This is a genomic window from Paenibacillus sp. SYP-B3998, from assembly GCF_010820665.1.
Lineage (GTDB): Bacteria > Bacillota > Bacilli > Paenibacillales > NBRC-103111 > Paenibacillus_E.
Genome location: NZ_JAAIKC010000020.1, coordinates 31,153 through 48,563 on the forward strand (window position 1 = coordinate 31,153; position 17,411 = coordinate 48,563).

16 protein-coding genes, 1 pseudogene and 1 riboswitch are annotated in these 17,411 nt (G+C 45.7%); all 17 genes and pseudogenes read right to left on the reverse strand.

Going from position 1 to position 17,411, the window contains the following annotated elements; translation table 11 throughout:
* Positions 1-56 precede the first annotated feature (56 nt).
* Positions 57-599 (reverse strand): stage V sporulation protein T, encoded by a 543-nt coding sequence (gene spoVT / locus GK047_RS27050; RefSeq protein ID WP_163953601.1) that lies wholly within the window; start codon positions 597-599, stop codon positions 57-59.
* Positions 600-840: 241 nt separating this feature from the next.
* Complete coding sequence (locus GK047_RS27055) at positions 841-1,935, reverse strand: peptidylprolyl isomerase (protein WP_240344302.1); 1,095 nt, start codon at positions 1,933-1,935, stop codon at positions 841-843.
* Positions 1,916-5,443, reverse strand: a complete 3,528-nt coding sequence (gene mfd / locus GK047_RS27060; protein WP_163953602.1) for a transcription-repair coupling factor — start codon at positions 5,441-5,443, stop codon at positions 1,916-1,918. The genes GK047_RS27055 and mfd overlap by 20 nt, the downstream gene beginning before the upstream one ends.
* Before the next feature lie 71 nt (positions 5,444-5,514).
* A complete protein-coding gene (fin, locus tag GK047_RS27065; protein WP_163953604.1) occupies positions 5,515-5,742 on the reverse strand; it encodes an anti-sigma-F factor Fin in 228 nt (75 codons plus the stop codon).
* A gap of 129 nt (positions 5,743-5,871) precedes the next feature.
* Entirely contained in the window at positions 5,872-6,432 is a 561-nt protein-coding gene (gene pth / locus GK047_RS27070) for an aminoacyl-tRNA hydrolase (protein WP_163953605.1), read from the reverse strand.
* Positions 6,433-6,872: 440 nt separating this feature from the next.
* On the reverse strand, positions 6,873-7,517 hold the full coding sequence (locus tag GK047_RS27075) for a 50S ribosomal protein L25 (protein ID WP_163953608.1): 645 nt from the start codon (positions 7,515-7,517) through the stop codon (positions 6,873-6,875).
* A 156-nt stretch (positions 7,518-7,673) separates the two neighbouring features.
* Positions 7,674-9,068 (reverse strand): bifunctional UDP-N-acetylglucosamine diphosphorylase/glucosamine-1-phosphate N-acetyltransferase GlmU, encoded by a 1,395-nt coding sequence (gene glmU, locus GK047_RS27080; RefSeq protein WP_163953610.1) that lies wholly within the window; start codon positions 9,066-9,068, stop codon positions 7,674-7,676.
* Positions 9,069-9,188: 120 nt separating this feature from the next.
* Positions 9,189-9,473 carry a septation regulator SpoVG gene (spoVG, locus tag GK047_RS27085; RefSeq protein WP_028557369.1) on the reverse strand — a complete coding sequence of 95 codons (285 nt, stop codon included), beginning with the start codon at positions 9,471-9,473 and terminating at the stop codon, positions 9,189-9,191.
* Positions 9,474-9,591: 118 nt separating this feature from the next.
* Entirely contained in the window at positions 9,592-9,978 is a 387-nt protein-coding gene (locus tag GK047_RS27090) for a RidA family protein (RefSeq protein WP_346010397.1), read from the reverse strand.
* Positions 9,979-10,815 (reverse strand): pur operon repressor, encoded by an 837-nt coding sequence (gene purR, locus GK047_RS27095; RefSeq protein WP_163953612.1) that lies wholly within the window; start codon positions 10,813-10,815, stop codon positions 9,979-9,981.
* A gap of 196 nt (positions 10,816-11,011) precedes the next feature.
* Positions 11,012-11,866: a 4-(cytidine 5'-diphospho)-2-C-methyl-D-erythritol kinase gene (ispE, locus tag GK047_RS27100; protein ID WP_163953614.1), complete on the reverse strand. Its 855-nt coding sequence runs from the start codon at positions 11,864-11,866 to the stop codon at positions 11,012-11,014.
* Between the two features lie 426 nt (positions 11,867-12,292).
* Positions 12,293-12,466: pseudogene (locus GK047_RS27105) on the reverse strand (small, acid-soluble spore protein, alpha/beta type); the annotation flags it as partial.
* A gap of 172 nt (positions 12,467-12,638) precedes the next feature.
* Positions 12,639-12,914: a biofilm formation stimulator Veg gene (gene veg / locus GK047_RS27110; RefSeq protein ID WP_163953657.1), complete on the reverse strand. Its 276-nt coding sequence runs from the start codon at positions 12,912-12,914 to the stop codon at positions 12,639-12,641.
* A gap of 262 nt (positions 12,915-13,176) precedes the next feature.
* Entirely contained in the window at positions 13,177-14,049 is an 873-nt protein-coding gene (gene yabG / locus GK047_RS27115) for a sporulation peptidase YabG (RefSeq protein ID WP_163953616.1), read from the reverse strand.
* 55 nt (positions 14,050-14,104) lie between these two features.
* Entirely contained in the window at positions 14,105-15,004 is a 900-nt protein-coding gene (gene rsmA / locus GK047_RS27120; protein ID WP_163953618.1) for a 16S rRNA (adenine(1518)-N(6)/adenine(1519)-N(6))-dimethyltransferase RsmA, read from the reverse strand.
* Complete coding sequence (gene rnmV / locus GK047_RS27125) at positions 15,005-15,559, reverse strand: ribonuclease M5 (protein ID WP_163953620.1); 555 nt, start codon at positions 15,557-15,559, stop codon at positions 15,005-15,007.
* Positions 15,560-15,711: 152 nt separating this feature from the next.
* On the reverse strand, positions 15,712-16,851 hold the full coding sequence (locus GK047_RS27130) for a ubiquitin-like domain-containing protein (protein WP_163953621.1): 1,140 nt from the start codon (positions 16,849-16,851) through the stop codon (positions 15,712-15,714).
* Positions 16,852-17,145: 294 nt separating this feature from the next.
* Positions 17,146-17,333: riboswitch (cyclic di-AMP (ydaO/yuaA leader) on the reverse strand.
* Between the last annotated feature and the right edge of the window lie 78 nt (positions 17,334-17,411).

The window sequence follows — 17,411 nt, forward strand, 5'->3', positions numbered from 1 at the left end:
GCTTCGCTTACAGATGATCGCCATCTCGGTAAGGAAGCCTTTGTATACTATTCTTTTTATTGCTCCATCTGTTTTGCTAAAAATCCTGCAGCGGTTTCCACCATTTTCACTTCCATATTGCCCATCTTCACATTCTCATCTTTGCTAAGCAGAATCACAGAACCGATAGGGTCGCCCCCCGCAACGATCGGTGCTGCGACGAAAGAGGAGAACGTTTCGCTTGTATCTTTAATGATTTCAAATTGCCCGCTTCCGGTTTCCAAAATTGCTTTGCGGTTTTCCATACAGGCTTCAATAATCGATCCGACCGACTTTTCGAAATAATCCTTTTTAGAACCACCAGCCATCGCGATAATATTGTCACGATCGGAGATCATCGCCACATGGTTCGTACTTTCAAACAATGACTCTGCGTACTCTTTTGCAAAATCTCCAAGTTCACCTATAGGTGAATACTTTTTGAGGATGACCTCTCCATCACGATCCACGAAAATTTCCAACGGGTCACCTTCGCGAATGCGAAGTGTGCGTCGTATTTCCTTGGGAATTACGACTCTCCCTAAATCATCTATCCGACGGACAATTCCAGTTGCTTTCATACCTCTAGATGCCTCACTTTCCTCTGAAGAATTAGATACGACTGGAGCATGAATTCTTGTTGTATGCTGGATTTGGAGGGGACTCGAATTCTATCCATAGTATTCTTCACTTCCCATTCTTCTATGCAGACGCTTCTACCTTCGGGTTTTCTTTTATGTAGCTTCGCATGCTGCTGAACTTATCTTGTCCAGAAATAACAAATAAAAACAGGATGCCCTTAACGGGCATCCTGGTAACTTCTTACTTTGCAGCTGGTGATGCAGCAGGACTCGCTGCTGGACTTGCTGTAGGAGCTGGAGTTGCAGTAGGCTTAGGCAAATTGTTCGTTTCAACCAAATTCGGATACTCTTTCTCGGCAAATTCAGAAAGCGCCTTCTGCGCCAAATCTGACTTGATTTGCGTTTTCATTGTATCGTCCAACGGCTTCGTGCTTCGTGATTCCACTTTCATCACATGGTAACCGAAAGATGATTCTACTGGATCGCTGACCGTGTTCAAAGGAAGCGTACTTGCTGCCGATTTGAACTCAGGCACCCATTGATTAATGTCAGCGTCTTTATACGTACCGCCATTATCCTTAGAGCCTGGATCATCGGAATATTCTTTCGCCAAGGCTGCGAAATCGCCACCCTTGTCCAGTTTGCCTTTTACTTCTTTAGCTCTAGCCAAAGCTTCGTCTTTGGTGCGCAAATCTTTTTGCGTTGCCGCGTCTTTGAGGCTGATAAGAATATGGCTTACAGTTGCAATATCAAACGTGTGAGCAGCCGCTTGCTCATTGTAGGCATCTTGTACCTGCTGATCCGTGATTTTGTTTTCCATACTACCCATCGTGTAGAAGCTCATTTTCATCAAAGACTCGATGTCTTTCAATTCAATGTTGTTATCTTTAAGCTGCTTGTCCATTCCGCCTTCTTGCTTGCTGAAATAGTCGGTGATTGCCTTCATTTGTTCAGTAACTTGTTTGTCTGCTTCTGTTTTCGTCTTATCGTCGACTTTGGCAGAAAGCACGCGGAATGTAACCATTTGTTTCAACATGTTTTGTTGAAACCCAGGATCTGCTAGAAACTGTGCAATCTGCGGAGAGAACATCTTGTTTGTGCTCACGAATGCATCAAACTCGGCGCGAGTTATTTTGCCGCCGTCTTTGTAAGTAGCGATAATATCCGTAGGCTTCCCTGATGCAGCTGCGGTCGCGGAAGGCGAAGCGCTTGCCGCTCCCCCTTCACTTTTTTTACCGCACGCGCTCAGCACGGAAAATGCGAGAAGCAGCGCCACCATTGATAGGATCCATTTTTTTGAGTACATTGGTTGATTGTTAGTATGATTTGGCGACATCTTGTAATTCTCCCTTCGGTTTCAGAACTTCCTTGTATTGCACCAGGAATTTCTCCACCAACTCGATGGATGCTTCTGGTTTAAGACCTTTACAGCGGATAATAATGTTGATTTGCGGTTCGGCAACCAGCTTAATGCGACCATCAAAGCCTTTGGATAAAGCAAATAGCTTCTGTCCGTCAAGCTTGCCATTCTGTTCGGCATGAACCTTAATCTGGTAATCTTCCCCTTTTTGGCTAATCGTTTCTATGCGGTATTCCGAACCGTATGATTTCAAACGAGCCACTGCCAGTAAGTTGAAGACGGATTGCGGTAGATCTCCAAAGCGATCCACGAGCTCATCATGCAGATCCGCGGTTTCTTCCAATGAGCGAATAGCAGCCACTTTCTTATAAATTTCGATTTTTTGCATACTGTCGTAGATGTAGTCGGATGGCAGATAGGCGTCCAATTGAATATCAATGGTCGTATTCCATTCCAGTTCGGGCTGGACAGCTTCGCCATCAATTTCTTGTTTCAACTTAGCAATCTCTTCTGCTAACATTTGCGAATACAAATCAAAACCGACAGAGGCAATAAAACCATGCTGTTCTGCGCCCAGCAAGTTGCCTGCGCCGCGGATGGATAAATCCCTCATCGCAATTTTAAAGCCTGAACCAAGTTCTGTAAACTCTTTAATCGCCTGCAGGCGTTTTTCAGCTACTTCCGTCAGCACCTTATCTCGCTGATACGTAAAATATGCGTAAGCAACTCGATTCGAACGACCGACGCGTCCACGCAGCTGGTACAGCTGCGAAAGCCCCATTTTATCCGCATCATGAACGATGAGCGTGTTCACATTAGGAATGTCGACGCCTGTTTCGATAATACTCGTACTGACCAGCACATCATACTCTCCATCGAGAAAATCGAGGATTGTTTTTTCAAGTTCCTGCTCGCCCATCTGTCCATGCGCTACGGTTACCCGGGCATCGGGAATCATCATAGCAATTTGATCTGCCATCTGAGTAATACCCTGCACCCGATTATATAAATAATAGACCTGGCCTTCACGCGCTAGTTCCCGTTCAATAGCTTCTCTAACAAGCGTCGGACCGTATTCTACCACATACGTTTGCACAGGAAACCGGTTCTCTGGCGGTGTCTCGATAACCGACAAGTCTCGTACCCCGAGCATCGACATGTGCAGCGTGCGCGGAATCGGCGTGGCGGTTAACGTCAGCACGTCCACATTCGTTTTGAGCCGTTTTAATTTTTCCTTATGAGACACGCCAAAACGCTGCTCCTCATCGACAATAAGCAGACCTAAATCCTTAAACTGAACATCTTGCGAAAGCAACCGATGCGTGCCAATAACAATATCGACGGTACCTTTCTTAACACCCTTCATAACTTCTGTCTGTTCCTTCTTAGAGCGAAAACGACTAAGCACTTTAACATTAAAAGGATACCCGGAGAACCGTTCGCGGAACGTTTCATAATGCTGCTGCGCCAAGATGGTGGTAGGGACTAGAACAGCAACTTGCTTCCCATCGATAGCTGCTTTAAAGGCAGCTCGAACGGCTACTTCCGTCTTTCCGTAACCGACGTCACCGCAGAGCAAACGATCCATTGGACGGGACTTCTCCATATCCACCTTGATCTCTTCAATAGCGCGAAGCTGATCTCGTGTCTCATCGTAAGGGAACATCGCTTCAAAATCATTTTGATAGGAACTATCTTTGCTAAAGCCATAACCCGTAGTTGCCTGACGTTCCGCGTAGAGCTTAATAAGTTCATCGGCGATATCCTTAACGGATGCTCGCGCCTTGGTCTTCACTCTCGCCCAATCAGTCCCGCCAAGCTTATAAAGCTTAGGTTCTTTCTCTTCTGATCCTACGTACTTTTGAATGAGATCGATCTGGTCGATAGGGACAGATAGCTTGTCGCCACCCGCATATAGAACGTGCATGTAATCTTTATGAATACCCCCGACTTCGAGCGTACCAATGCCGACATACTTCCCAATACCGTGATTCACGTGAACAACATAATCGCCCACCTTAAGTTCCTGGTAGCTCTTAATCCGTTCCGCATTTTCCAGTTTTTTCTCAACTTTGCGAGCCTTACGCTGCTTTTGAGTGAAAATTTCACCTTCCGTGATAACCACTAAGTGGATTGAAGGCATCTCGAAACCAGTTTGTAGATTCCCATCTACGATCTCAGGAATTTCAATCTGATAATCATGCAGTACCCGTCTAACCCGTTCGGATCGATCTTCACCGTTAGCAAGCAAAATAACTTTGCTTCCATTTTTCTTCCAGCGCTCCATCTCCGCTTTAAGCAAATTCATTTGACCATGGAAATTTTGCATCACACGACAAACGAAATTCACAATGTTTTGCGGTTGAATGCCGGATACTTGGCGCAAGAACAGGGATAAGTATAACGTTGGAAACGGTCTGCGATGAAGAAGCGATTCATAGGATTTGGACAGCACAAAAGCTGGCAAGCTCTTCCCCTCTTGCAAAGCATGCATCATCCATTCTGCCTCATCGCGTTCGAGCTGTTTCGCTGTTTCCAGCAATCGAGCCGGTTCGTCGATAATCAGCACGGCATCCTTAGGCATGAAATCCATGAGGGTCTGTCTTTCCGTAAATAAGAGCGATATATATTTATAAATTCCAGGAAACATCTGCCCTTCGCGGAGCAGCTCGATATCGTGTCCTATGCCTTCCAATAGCTTATCTTTGGCTGCACGATCGGTCATCTTCTCCAGCTGCGCCTGAAGAAGCTCATATGCGTGCTGCGCCGCCGATTGTAATCGCTTTCTATCCGCTTGAATCTCCCGACAAGGCGGAATCGTAATGGACGCCAATTTATCAATGGACCTCTGATCGCTTACATCGAAGGTTCGGATCGAATCCACATCTACATCGAAAAGCTCAACCCTTATCGCGTTCGCGGACGTTAACGGATACAAATCTAGGATCCCGCCTCGGACGCTCATCTCCCCTTTACTCTCTACCCGCTCCACACGCTCGTATCCTAAATTCATCAATCCGCTCAGCAGATCATCGAGATGGATCGTATCCCCGACTTTAATCGTAATGCGAGCTTCCTCGTAAACTTGTTTCACAGGAAGTAGTCTTCTCACCCCTGCGAAAGGAGCGATAACTACGCCGCGATACCCGCCAGCGAGTTTAGTGAGAACGTCAATACGCTGCGCTAGCATCTCAGGGCTTGCAGCCGCTTCTTCTGTAGCCAGAAGTTCTTGAGATGGATAGAGCAGCACTTGATCTTCGGATAAACACTCTAGTAAATCCTCAGAGATTTTCTGGGCGGCGAACATGTTGTGGGTTACAATGAATAGCGGACGCTCAAGCTCTCGCGCAAGAGTCGCAATCATCACTTGTCGAGAGGAGCCGGTAAGTCCGGCAACGAGCTGCTCTTTCATCTCGGATCGAATACCAGAGACGATCGTTTGAAAGTCAGTATCCGCAGAAAAAGCTTGAATTAAAGCTTGCAAACAAGTACACTCCCCTCACAAAAAGAAGCCTCGGCACACTTGCCTAGGCTATTGACTCTTCATAAACAACGTTACTGCAGTGGACTTGCCAGTAGCGACAGCTCCGGATTGGCTTCTAGTGCTTCTCGGCAATAGTCGCAAACAACTCTGACTGTAACATCTCCATTCGTATTATACGATATTATATCTCTACGCTCATCGGGGGTCAAGAAATGGAAGCCCAACTGCTGCTCCGTAATCGTTTCTTGATTTATTTCTCCGACAAAGGTATGGCAATGCCTGCAAATATACTTGATCATATATGTATGCCTCCTTCAAATATCCTATTACAGGATAGTATGACCATTCACCGGAGAAATTAGCCAAGTCCAATGTTGTCATTTTCGGATATTCGAAGTGCATATACTTTGTCTAAATAGAATTCAGCACTATTTATTAAACTTTGCCATCGTCTTCTCAAACGAATCCTTCAAACTATATTCCATCGCATCACAGGTGAGCTCGAGTACTTGATCAAGTGACTTCATCTCTTCTTTGGAGAAGTTGGACAGCACATAATCTGCAATGTTATAACCCGGCGCTGGTCGGTTCACTCCCATTCGAATCCGATTAAAGCTTTGTGTACCACCGTGTTGAATAATGGATTTAATCCCATTGTGCCCCCCCGCACTCCCTTGATAGCGCAGGCGGATCTGACCAAAAGATGTATCCATATCATCATAAATAATCGTGACATCTTCAAGTTTCGCCTTATAAAAGTCCAAAAAAGCCCGCATCGCTTCACCCGAAAGGTTCATGTACGTCATCGGTTTGAGCAGATACACTTTCGTACCGTTAACTACACCTTCACCTAGGAGTGCTTTGCCTTTGTTTTGGAACGTAGTTATTCCCCATTTGGCCGCAAAACAGTCTATGGCCATGAAGCCTATATTGTGGCGATTAAGCTCATATTGCTTCCCCGGATTCCCTAAACCTATGAAACATTTCATCTTCCATTTATCCCCCTAACGATCTACCCAGAAAGCCACCCTTGTGTAAAACCTCTGCAAGAATCCCAAGTAAACATCCCTTAAAGCGGAACTAAGTCATCGCATGTATTGTCTACCTATATGTAAACAAAAGTAACCATCAAATTCATAGTTGTAGGTGAACCAGCGCTTATGTATCTAAACGGTCAACAACTTACATGCGATCTTGATTTCCAAAATCATATAGATGCCAGCATTCCCGTCCAAGTATACTATCAAAACCAATACAAGGATATAGGCTTTATAGAAGTTTACAACTCCCATTTTATTAAAGTCAACAACACATTTTACAATCGCTCCATGCACATTTTCATCTCGCGTGCAGGCTATTAAGCTTACTTCCAATCAAAAACAGAGGCTACCCGATACAACCTAAGGGTAACCTCTGTTTATTTTCGGCCTTATACCGTCTGCTCTTGCTTCGCTGTCTCGCTGGCCGTATCCGCCTGTTCTGCTTTCTCGTCCAGTAAGACAACTTCCTCTGCAGCTTCCTCTTTCTGAGGTGCAAGCACAGTCACAATTAACTCGTTGGGATCCGACTTCACTTCAATCTCTGCCGACACAGAAAGATTACTAACTAGTATATTCTCCCCAAGTCCAAGGTTTGAAATGTCTACTTGAATGAAACTTGGAATCTGGTTCGGCAAGCAGCGAATCTCAAGTTCATGAAGCTGCACTTGCACAATTCCACCTTCTTTAGCGCCTTCTGCTTCCCCAATAAACTCTAAGCTAACAACGGTTCTTACAGGCTCATCCATATTAATTTGATGGAAGTCAACATGCAGGATCTCTTTGCTCACTTTGCCACGCTGTAATTCAGTCATCATTACTGGCTGCTTGCCACCGCCGTCCGGCAGCTCTAGCTCAATAATGGCATGCGGATTTTTTCTTAGCAAGGCGCGCAATTCCTTCTCATCAATGGTGATGACCGTTGAATGAACCTTTTTGCCGTAGACCACACCGGGTATCTTGCCTTTAGCACGTAGCTGCTTAATGTCAGACTTGGTTGTATCCTTGCGAGCCTCTACCTTTAAAGTTAATGGCATACTAAAAAGAACCTCCTAAGCGTTTTGCGTTAGCAAAACTAGCATCGTAAGCGATACCGAGTTGGTTAAACGCTATTCTGTAGCGTACCCAAGCTTAGGAGGTTCCATCCAAATCAATCCTATAATTCCTTACAAATCGAAGTCACGGCTTGAATATTACCCGTTATTGTTTTTCTTAGCCTTCATGCGAGCTTTGATTTTATCAGCATAACCCGGCTTATTGGACTGACGTTCTCTGGCAATAGCCAAATCCCCGTCTTCCACCGAATGTGTAATCGTAGAACCTGCGACTACATAAGCGCCTTTGCCAATTTTAACAGGAGCAATTAAATTCACATTGCTTCCCACGAAAGCATCATCGCCAATCTCTGTAAGACTCTTATTAAAACCATCGTAGTTCACAGTAATAGCGCCGCAACCAAAATTTACGTTACTGCCTACAACAGCATCTCCGACGTAGCTCAGATGAGAAACTTTCGTACCTTCTCCTAGCGTAGCATTCTTAATCTCAACGAAATCTCCAACCTTCACATGCTTACCAATTTTGGCGCCTGGCCGCAAGTAGGCAAACGGCCCAACGCTTGCATAGCTATCTACATAAGCTTCCTGTACAACAGATTGCTTAATCGTTACTTCGTCCACAAGCGTGGAATCAATAATTTCAGATTGTGGCCCAATTGTACAATTTTCACCGATTACCGTACGCCCCCTGAGAATCGTACCCGGCAATAAAACCGTATCCGATCCGATCATAACCTCTGATTCAATATAGGTATTAGATGGATCTATAATGGTTACGCCATTTAACATGTGCTGACGATTAATACGGGCCTTGAATAACTGCTCAGCCTCAGCAAGCCCCACGCGATCATTCACACCAATCGACTCTGTCACATCAGCCATGCAATAGCCCTGCACAATCTCCCCCGCGCTTGCTAGAATACCAATGACATCTGTTAAATAGTATTCGTTCTGCACATTACTGTTTGTAACAGACGCAAGAGCACTAAATAGCTTTTGATTATCAAAAATATACGTGCCCGTATTCATCTCCTGTACAGCCGCTTCCTCAGGACTGCAATCCTTTTGCTCTACAATACGTGTTACACGACTATCTTCACTGCGGATGATACGACCATAACCAAAAGGGTTATCAAGCTTCGCTGTAAGAATCGTTGCAGATGCTCCTGACTCTTGATGGAGCTTAATCATACTTTTTAGCGTGTTCTCTGAAATCAGCGGTGTATCCCCACAAATCACAATGGTCATGCCTTCTTCTGAGCCTAAAGCTTCCTTCGCTTGAAGCACTGCATGCCCCGTTCCGAGCTGTTGCGACTGAAGTGCATACTCTACTTGATCTCCTAAATAAGCCTGCACGGCTTCAGCTCCATATCCCACGACAACGAGCGTTCTTGTTGCCTGTATATGTTTCAGCGTATCCACAACATGTCCTACCATCGGTTTACCGACGACTGGATGGAGCACCTTGTATAGTTTCGATTTCATCCTTTTACCTTGACCCGCTGCAAGTACAACAGCCATGAGTTTCAACGCATCCATCCCCTTTATCCGATTACTCTTATATATGCATAAATGCAAATTTCTTCCCCAAATATAGCTTAATTCTTGCAAAAAGAAAAGAGAGCCCGAGGGCTCTCTAGTTAAGCAAAGTTAAGCACCTTCCTCTATCACTTCTTCTTCGACAGCAGCACGATCGTATTCCGCCAATACAGCAGCTTGAATCTTTTCCCGCGTTGTTGAAGAAATTGGATGAGCGATATCACGGAACTCACCGTCTGGAGTTCGTTTGCTAGGCATAGCCACGAACATACCGTTGTTGCCGTCGATGACACGTATGTCGTGTACGACGAACTCGTTATCGATGGTAATGGAAGCAATTGCCTTCATTCTCCCCTCGGAGTTAACCCGACGGAGTCTAACATCTGTAATTTGCACTTGTGTTCACCACCTTTTTCCATCGCTGAGACTTGGGTGTATAATTCCACATTTTAGTGCAAACTCCTGCTTCTTTTTTTGAAATTTTCTATAAATTTATATGATCTTAATGTTTTTGTTAAATTTCGACAGGAATCTCAGCAATTAACTCAATTTCGACAAAAACATCGCGAGGCAATCTGGCTACTTCGACAGTCGATCTAGCTGGTTTATGATCCCCAAAATAAGAGGCGTAAATCTCATTCAACTCAGCGAACTGGTTCATATCTTTCAGAAACACGGTTACCTTAACAACTTGCGTAAAAGTAATCCCTGCCTCTTCAAGCACACCTTTTAAGTTGGCGAAAACTTGATGTGTTTGCTCTTTGATTCCACCTTGTACAATTTGTCCATCTAAGCCAAGTGGAATTTGTCCGGAAGTAAAGAGCAAATTTCCCAACTTAACCGCTTGTGAGTAAGGACCAATGGCAGCAGGAGCTGCTTTTGTTGATATAAACTCCATCATTTACAAATCTCCTTTTATACCGTCAAAATAGTTGCCCGGCTCCACTGTAATTTGCTTTGTTTTGGAATCAACCCCAAACAATCGAGCCAAGGACACATAATCATCCACCAAATGCTCTTCTACTTCGCAGGACTCCATAAACACACCTACACCTTGAACAGAAGCTTTAAATTCAGCCAGCAAATCCATCATGCCATGAATCGTTCCACCCACATGCATGAAATCGTCCACAATAAGCACCTTGGATTCTTCCTTCAAAGCGCGTCGAGCCAGCGACATTGTCTGAATTCGTTTATTAGAACCTGACACATAATTAATACTAACTGCAGATCCCTCAGTTACTCTAGTGTCCCTGCGAACAACAACAACTGGAAGGTTCATATAAGTAGCCGTCGCATAAGCGAGCGGAATGCCTTTTGTTTCAACGGTCATAATGACATCAATGTCACGTCCGGCAAATGCAGATGCAAACGTTTTACCAATTTCGTTCAGAAATTGAGGCTGTCCCATAATATCGGACATATATATATAACCGCCGGGAAGAATTCGTTCTGGCTGCTGCAGTTGTAAACAAAGATTTTGAATAAACTTCAATGACGCTTCTTTCGGCATCTTCGGTGTGAACTTCACGCCTCCGGCAGCTCCTGCAAGCGTATGCAGTTCTCCCAATCCTTCTTCTTCAAATACTTCTTTGATGATAGCTAAATCTTCACTAATCGAGGATTTAGCTGAGTTGTAACGCTCGGCAAAAGTCGTTAAAGGAATTAACGAATGGGGGCGAAATAACAAATATTGCGTCATTTCCACCAGCCTAGCGCTCCTTTTTAACTTTTTCATCGCCCTACCCCCCAAAAATCCGAATAATATAAAGAAAATATACCATTTATATACGTATTTATTCAAGTTTCTCATGAAAATTAAATTAACACAAACATAACGCAGAATTGACACAATTCTCAAATGTAACACATGTTTTATTCCGCTAAAAAGGAGCCCTTGCCAGGGCTCCCTCCATACATCTCTAAGCTAATCTCTACGTTAGCATCCGCACCGCGTAAACATCTTTGCAAAACCCTCGTAGTCCGTTGTAGATACGCGGGACCTTGGCTTCCTTAGAAACGAGCCCGAACACAGTCGGGCCACTTCCCGACATCAACACACCATCCGCCCCAAGCTTCTGCATACACTCTTTGAGATGCCGTACCTGGGGATACAAGTCCAACGTCACTTCTTCCAACACATTGCCCAAAACGCCACACAATTGATCAAATTGCTTCTTTTGAATGGCCTCCAGCACATCTGACGTCGAAGGATGCCGTTTGATTTCCCGAGCATTCAGCTTGCCATAAATTTCAGAAGTGGAAACATTAATAGGAGGCTTGGCCAACACAACCCAACACTGAGGCGGGGAAACAATTGGTTCCAACCTTTCACCACGTCCCCTAGCTACTGCCGTGCCGCCCGTAACACAGAAGGGCACATCTGATCCTAGCTCCGCTCCAAGCGTCTGCAGCTCTTCCATGGGGATGTTCAAATGCCAAAGCCGATTTAAGCCTCGTAACGTAGCTGCAGCGTCACTACTTCCCCCTGCTAAGCCTGCCGCTACAGGGATCTTTTTGTCCAAATGAATATAGACGCCCTGTTTGACGCCATACCGATCTTTAATAAGCCTAGCCGCTTGAAACGCTAGATTCTTCTCATCGAGGGGGATATACCCCGCTTGACTGGATATAATGATCGTGTCTCGAGGCAACTCCTGCATCTCGATACGATCAGCCAAATCTACCATGGTCATGACCATCTCGACTTCGTGATACCCATCTTCTCTTTTATGTAAAACATCCAGGGATAAGTTAATTTTGGCTGGCGCTTTCTCAAATATCTTCATCCGATCACCTTCTTTTGCTCGTCTGCTGTTAAAATATTATAACAAAAGCGCAAAAAAAAAGCTAAAGCATTTGCTTTAGCTTTAATACGGACTATGCTCTCTTTGCGCAGCCAACTCATTCCCTCCCGGAATCTGGCTAGAAATCGTTGGCGACGTTCGGTATAGATTAGGGTATCCCTCACCAGCCGATATGTTATTTGTGGAATTGGACGCACTGCTTCCGTAAGGGTTACCACTATAATTATGAGTCCCAGAGGTATTAGGAAAATGATTACCTTGATTACCTCCATAAGCGTTCTGAGGGTAGCTAGGCTGTGAATACACACTTGGCGTGTTAAACGATGAATAGCCAGGTTGAGGCTTGCCAGGTGACGGATTGTTAGTCGCTTGCGAATAGCTAGATTGCTGGTAGTTCACTGAAGAGGTATGTTGCTTGACTAACTGCTCTTCTGCAATCTGGATAGCACGCTTAACCATATTCCCCGCATCCTTGGCACGGATGCCTTCCCAACCTTCACGCTGCACCACTTCGTAAAACCCCAAATCTTTAGCTAATTCATATTTAAAGCTATCTGACATAACACCTCTTCTGCGTCCCATACGAAGACCTCCTCAGCGTTTTGCTTTAGCAAAACTTACACCGTAAGTGCCAACCATGGGCCAAACCCATGTGGTAGCCTCCTCAGGTAGGGCTAGTATGCCACACAAATGAAATCTCCATACAAATGCAAAAAACAGACCCTCATGGGCCTGCCTGTATAAGAACATAAAGCTAATGTTGAATGTAAGTAATCCGAACCTGTCCGTCATCATTACACACGGTTACTTCCACAGATTCAGTAAGGATATCGGCATAGCTGTAGGACACTCGCTTGAAGGCATGTGCCTCTTGGTCCAATTTCACAATAAATACAGAAGGGTAGGTTTCTTCTAAAACACCGGAACGCTCGATGGTCTTTCGACGACCACCATTTGCTCTCAACATGATCTTCTGCCCAACGTGGGGCTCCAAACTGCGTTTGATCTCCAACAGCGCATTTTTTGCCATTGTCAACTACCACCTCTTTCCTTGTCAATTATAACCCATTCGGACATTCGTGTCAAACTAGGGCCAAATATTATATCAGCACCACAATCCTATTGTCAACGGGGTATTCACCTAATTTTGGAGTTGCCTAGCTAATAGGTTGTCTCCAAAGTTCGCAAATTATTCACAGATTGCTTAATCCTTCCTATATACAAAAAAAGAGCACCTAAAAGGCAGCAGGCTCCCCTAGGAGTCCGATGCCATTAAGTGCCCTCTTCATCTCTTATGCGTACCCTTCGGTATGTTGGATGCCGGGGATACCCATTCTATAACTGCCCCGCGTCTCCAACCCGCCCAACCCCTCCAAACCAGTAACTGTGAGATCCACAATATCAAGCATAGATACGGTTTCCTTCACAGAGGTATAAGAAAGCTTCGCTGCAATGCAAAGCGGGTCTAGCGCATGAATCAGAACACGTGCCGGCGAGCTAGCGAAGTTAGACCCCGCACGCAGTAGAGCCTCAAAGTGCGACTGGCACGCCCCAGCCACAATAATTAAAGAATCTCTATTCCGCTCATACTGCCTAGCCGTCTGCACTGCGTTCACAAAATGCTGCGAATTTTTGTAGTTGCTTAAATTGTGTAATTGCCCGCTACTGCGTTGTTTTAAAATACCGTCATGTCCTGTGATAACGACAATATCCGGCTTAATTTGCGGCAGAAGTCGATACAATGCATCTGACATCTGCGACTCAGGGATATAGAAACCCTCTGCAGGCACTCTTAATTCCCCGTAAAGCTGCATGCTTTTACGCAAATAAGCTGGATCTCCGTCTATGTGAAGTACTTTACCGGGTACTTCAAAGTAGGTGGGACCTGCCTTCTGTTTATGGGTTAAAGCTAGTTGATTTTGTTCATGCATCTGCGCCTGGGATGCCGCCAGTCGCCGAATCGACTCACGGAACTGCGGTGTTTCCGATCTTGGATGATCAAGCGTTCCAGCCTCGCTAGAAGGCGTCAGATCTGTTAACGGCGCATCTGCGAGCAGTCGATAGTCAACACCTCGCAGCACCGCCTTCAATTGCTCGATACGTTCAATTTTAAATATGACGTCTCCGCCATAAGATTTACGGGTTACAAAGTCTCCTTGCCTCATCGCACCAATCCCCTCCTAGGCATATCCTATGGCGGGACTAGGCATTTGGTGCGGGTTATTTGCAGCCGTGCGCGCGAAGAGCCGACGACAAGCGTGCGTATTCTTCCATGCTGAGTGTCTCCCCGCGGCGCTGAGGCTCAATGCCACATCCAACAAGAAGCGCTTCTAGCTCAGGCTTATTCTCTTTGGTAAAAAACCGCGCAGCTAGGTTATTATAAATCGTTTTGCGGCGCTGAACGAAAGACGCTTGGACGACTGCGAAGTAGAAGTCTACGTCCTCCACCTCGACTGCCGGAGTCTTTCGTACACGCAGCCGGATTACCGCTGAATCAACGTTCGGCTGCGGGACGAAAACAGTGCGAGGCACAATAGTGACGAGCTCCGGCTCGCAGTAGAACTGAACGGCGATGCTGAGGCTGCCGTAATCTTTCGTACCCGGACGAGCCGCCATACGGTCGGCCACCTCTTTTTGAATCATCACGACGATGTTCTCAAGGGGAAGCTTTTCCTCGAGAAGCTTCATAATAATCGGCGTCGTGATGTAATAAGGCAAATTAGCAACGACGCTGACGCCGTTGGCGCCCTCGAAATGCTGTTGGAATATCTCCGACAGGTCAAGCTTCAAAATGTCCCCGTGTACAACCGTAGCGTGGGGATAAGGCGCCAGCGTCTCATCCAGGATGGGTAAGAGACGCTGATCGATCTCAACGGCCAACACGCGCCCTGCCAGCTTTGCAAGCTGCTGAGTAAGCGCACCGATGCCGGGACCGATCTCAAGTGCAGCCTTATCAGGACCAAGCTCGGCAGCGGAAACGATTTTATTCAAAATATTTTGGTCAATCAGGAAGTTTTGACCTAAACTTTTTTTGAGCACAAGACCATTCTTCTTAATAATTTGCTTCGTTTTACTTGGTGTTGCAACATCATCTACAGTCACTTCGATGGGTGTATTCATTTATAGCCCTCTTTTATCATTAGGTTCCAAACACTCTATCGCTAATTCAAACTCCTCACGGGTAATTTGAAAGATCGCACAGCGTTTATAAAATTGTTTGCCGTTGCAATAACCAATCCCAAGCGCTTTGCCTACAATCAGTCGACGAGAAGCAGCTTCAGGGTGAACAATGAGTCCTGCAGCCATCAGGTCCTCCATCGTTAGCATGGAGACTACTCCATCATACTCGGTTCTCAAACTCTGGAGCGCTTGCCTGATTGTCTCTGGCGCTGCGTTCTCAACGCCGATATCGCCTTTGTACAAAGCCTGTTCCTGTGTAATGAAAGCATGCTTGCAGCCCGGCACCTTAGCGGCCACAATCTTGCGAATCCGCTCACCAGCGTGATCCGGGTCCGTAAAAATAATAACCCCCCTACGCTCCTGCGCGAGCGCAATCCGCTTTAGCACGGCCTGTCCGATGGCTGAGCCGCCTGTTTCTATTGTATCCGCCTCAACCGCTCGGCGTATTGCTACGGTGTCGTCCTTGCCTTCTACGACGATAACCTCTTTAATCATATGCCGTTCCTTTCCCTACCTGCCAAGGATTCATCCTAAGCGTGAAACTTATACCCTCTTATTCATGCAGAAAAAGAAGAGGGGGTTCCTCTTCTTTCGCCTAGGCTCGTGCCTATAGATTCATTCTACCCGCACTGTCAGCCGTTTAATCGCTAGTTCTCAGAAGGCTTCTTCGGCCCAACCACATAGACCGTGTAGCCTTGCTTCGTACCAAATTTATTGGCATAACCTTGATCTTCGAAGTATACATCAATCGTTTGACCCTTCACAGCACCGCCTGTATCTTCAGCACGTCGGAAGCCCACACCCTCAATGTATACCCACCATCCCAAAGGAATAACCTTTGGATCGACAGCAATTGTTCTACCTTCGGTTACGGTTGTCCCTGTGAAGGTTTTACCAAACCCAGGATTCCCTTCGGATTTGCCTGTTGATTCCGCATCTGCGGAATAAGCGGTCAGCTTCACATTCTTCAGGATTTGTTTATACCCGAATTTCACGCCGTTCTTCGAAATTTCATCCACGCTCGGAGAAGATGCCGACAATGCGACAACAGGATTTTTGGATCCAATCGCCACGATTTTACTTACACTTTCCGTTTGAACCTGTTCACCCACAACTGCTTCCGCGACTAAAACACCATCTTCGAAAGTCTTTTCTTTTTTCTTCACCAACACGCCCTCTTTACCTTCCTGGACGGTTTGTTCTTTTCCTTTGAGCAGCGATGCGTCGGTTTTCTTCTCCGTGCCAAACGCAATCGGCTCAGTCACTTCCTCCATCTCTTTTTTCACGCGGACGATTTTGACTTCGCCACCTGATAATAGAGAGGCAGTCGGTTCAGGAGTCACGCGATCGTGCTCCCCAAGTGCAATATGTAAACTTTGCAATGCACTTTCTACCGTTCTTGCAGTTGTGTAAACAGTGGTGGTCTTTCCATCAGCAGTCAGTTGAATCGGTGATGCTTGGTCGATAACAAATTTGTCGCCGCCCTTGATTGTGGTCGTAAGAGCAACTGAAACTTGATCGTGTTCACCAATTTTAATGGCTTGTTCATCCAGTAGGCGTTGCAGGACCCATTGCTTCGTATGCACAACGGTTTCTTGTCCATTCACAACCACGGATACGCTCTTGGTAGCCGTACCGTACAACAACACCAAAAACATGAAAGTCATTGCGATTGAAATCAGAGCTAAGCTTAGAATCAAACGCAAGTTTTCATGCTTCCATCGCAATGCGAAGGACATGCTGGATGATCGTTTTACATGGGTCTCCATAATTGAGATATTGCCCACTTCTTCGGTCCTCCTTCAAAGCCTCGCCGTCGAGAGTTACGCATGATTAGATTTGACGCGACTAAGGTTATTTTTGTAATAACTTAAGTGATAGTCTCCAGCTTATTCAGCGGAGTTTACCCAACAGCAGATCGGCTTATGCCTAATGCTCCTGTGGTAGTCCCACCCCCTTTGCCTATCAATCATCCTATGAGCCCCTGGCTGTAAATATCCTCAGAAATATGAAAAAGCCAGCAGGAAGAGGACTCTTCCCGTGGCTTAGTTTGCATGTTAAATACAAATAGCACGACAATCGTTACCCCTCTTGGACGCTTACGAGGTTAGCTGACGGATTCGGACGTGAGAGTCGCCCTACCTAGTGTTTGCGAAGCAAGCACCAGGATTCACCCCTGATAATCATCTGTTTACTCCATGTGTTTTGTAAGCACTGAAGCTAACAGTGGTTCCCCCGTTCCCATTATGGAACTCAGCGAATGGAAAATTGGCAAATTGGTTTATTAAGTTAGTATGAAAAGTATATTACGCTGTAAAGCCCCAACTGTAAAGTGATCGATTATAGA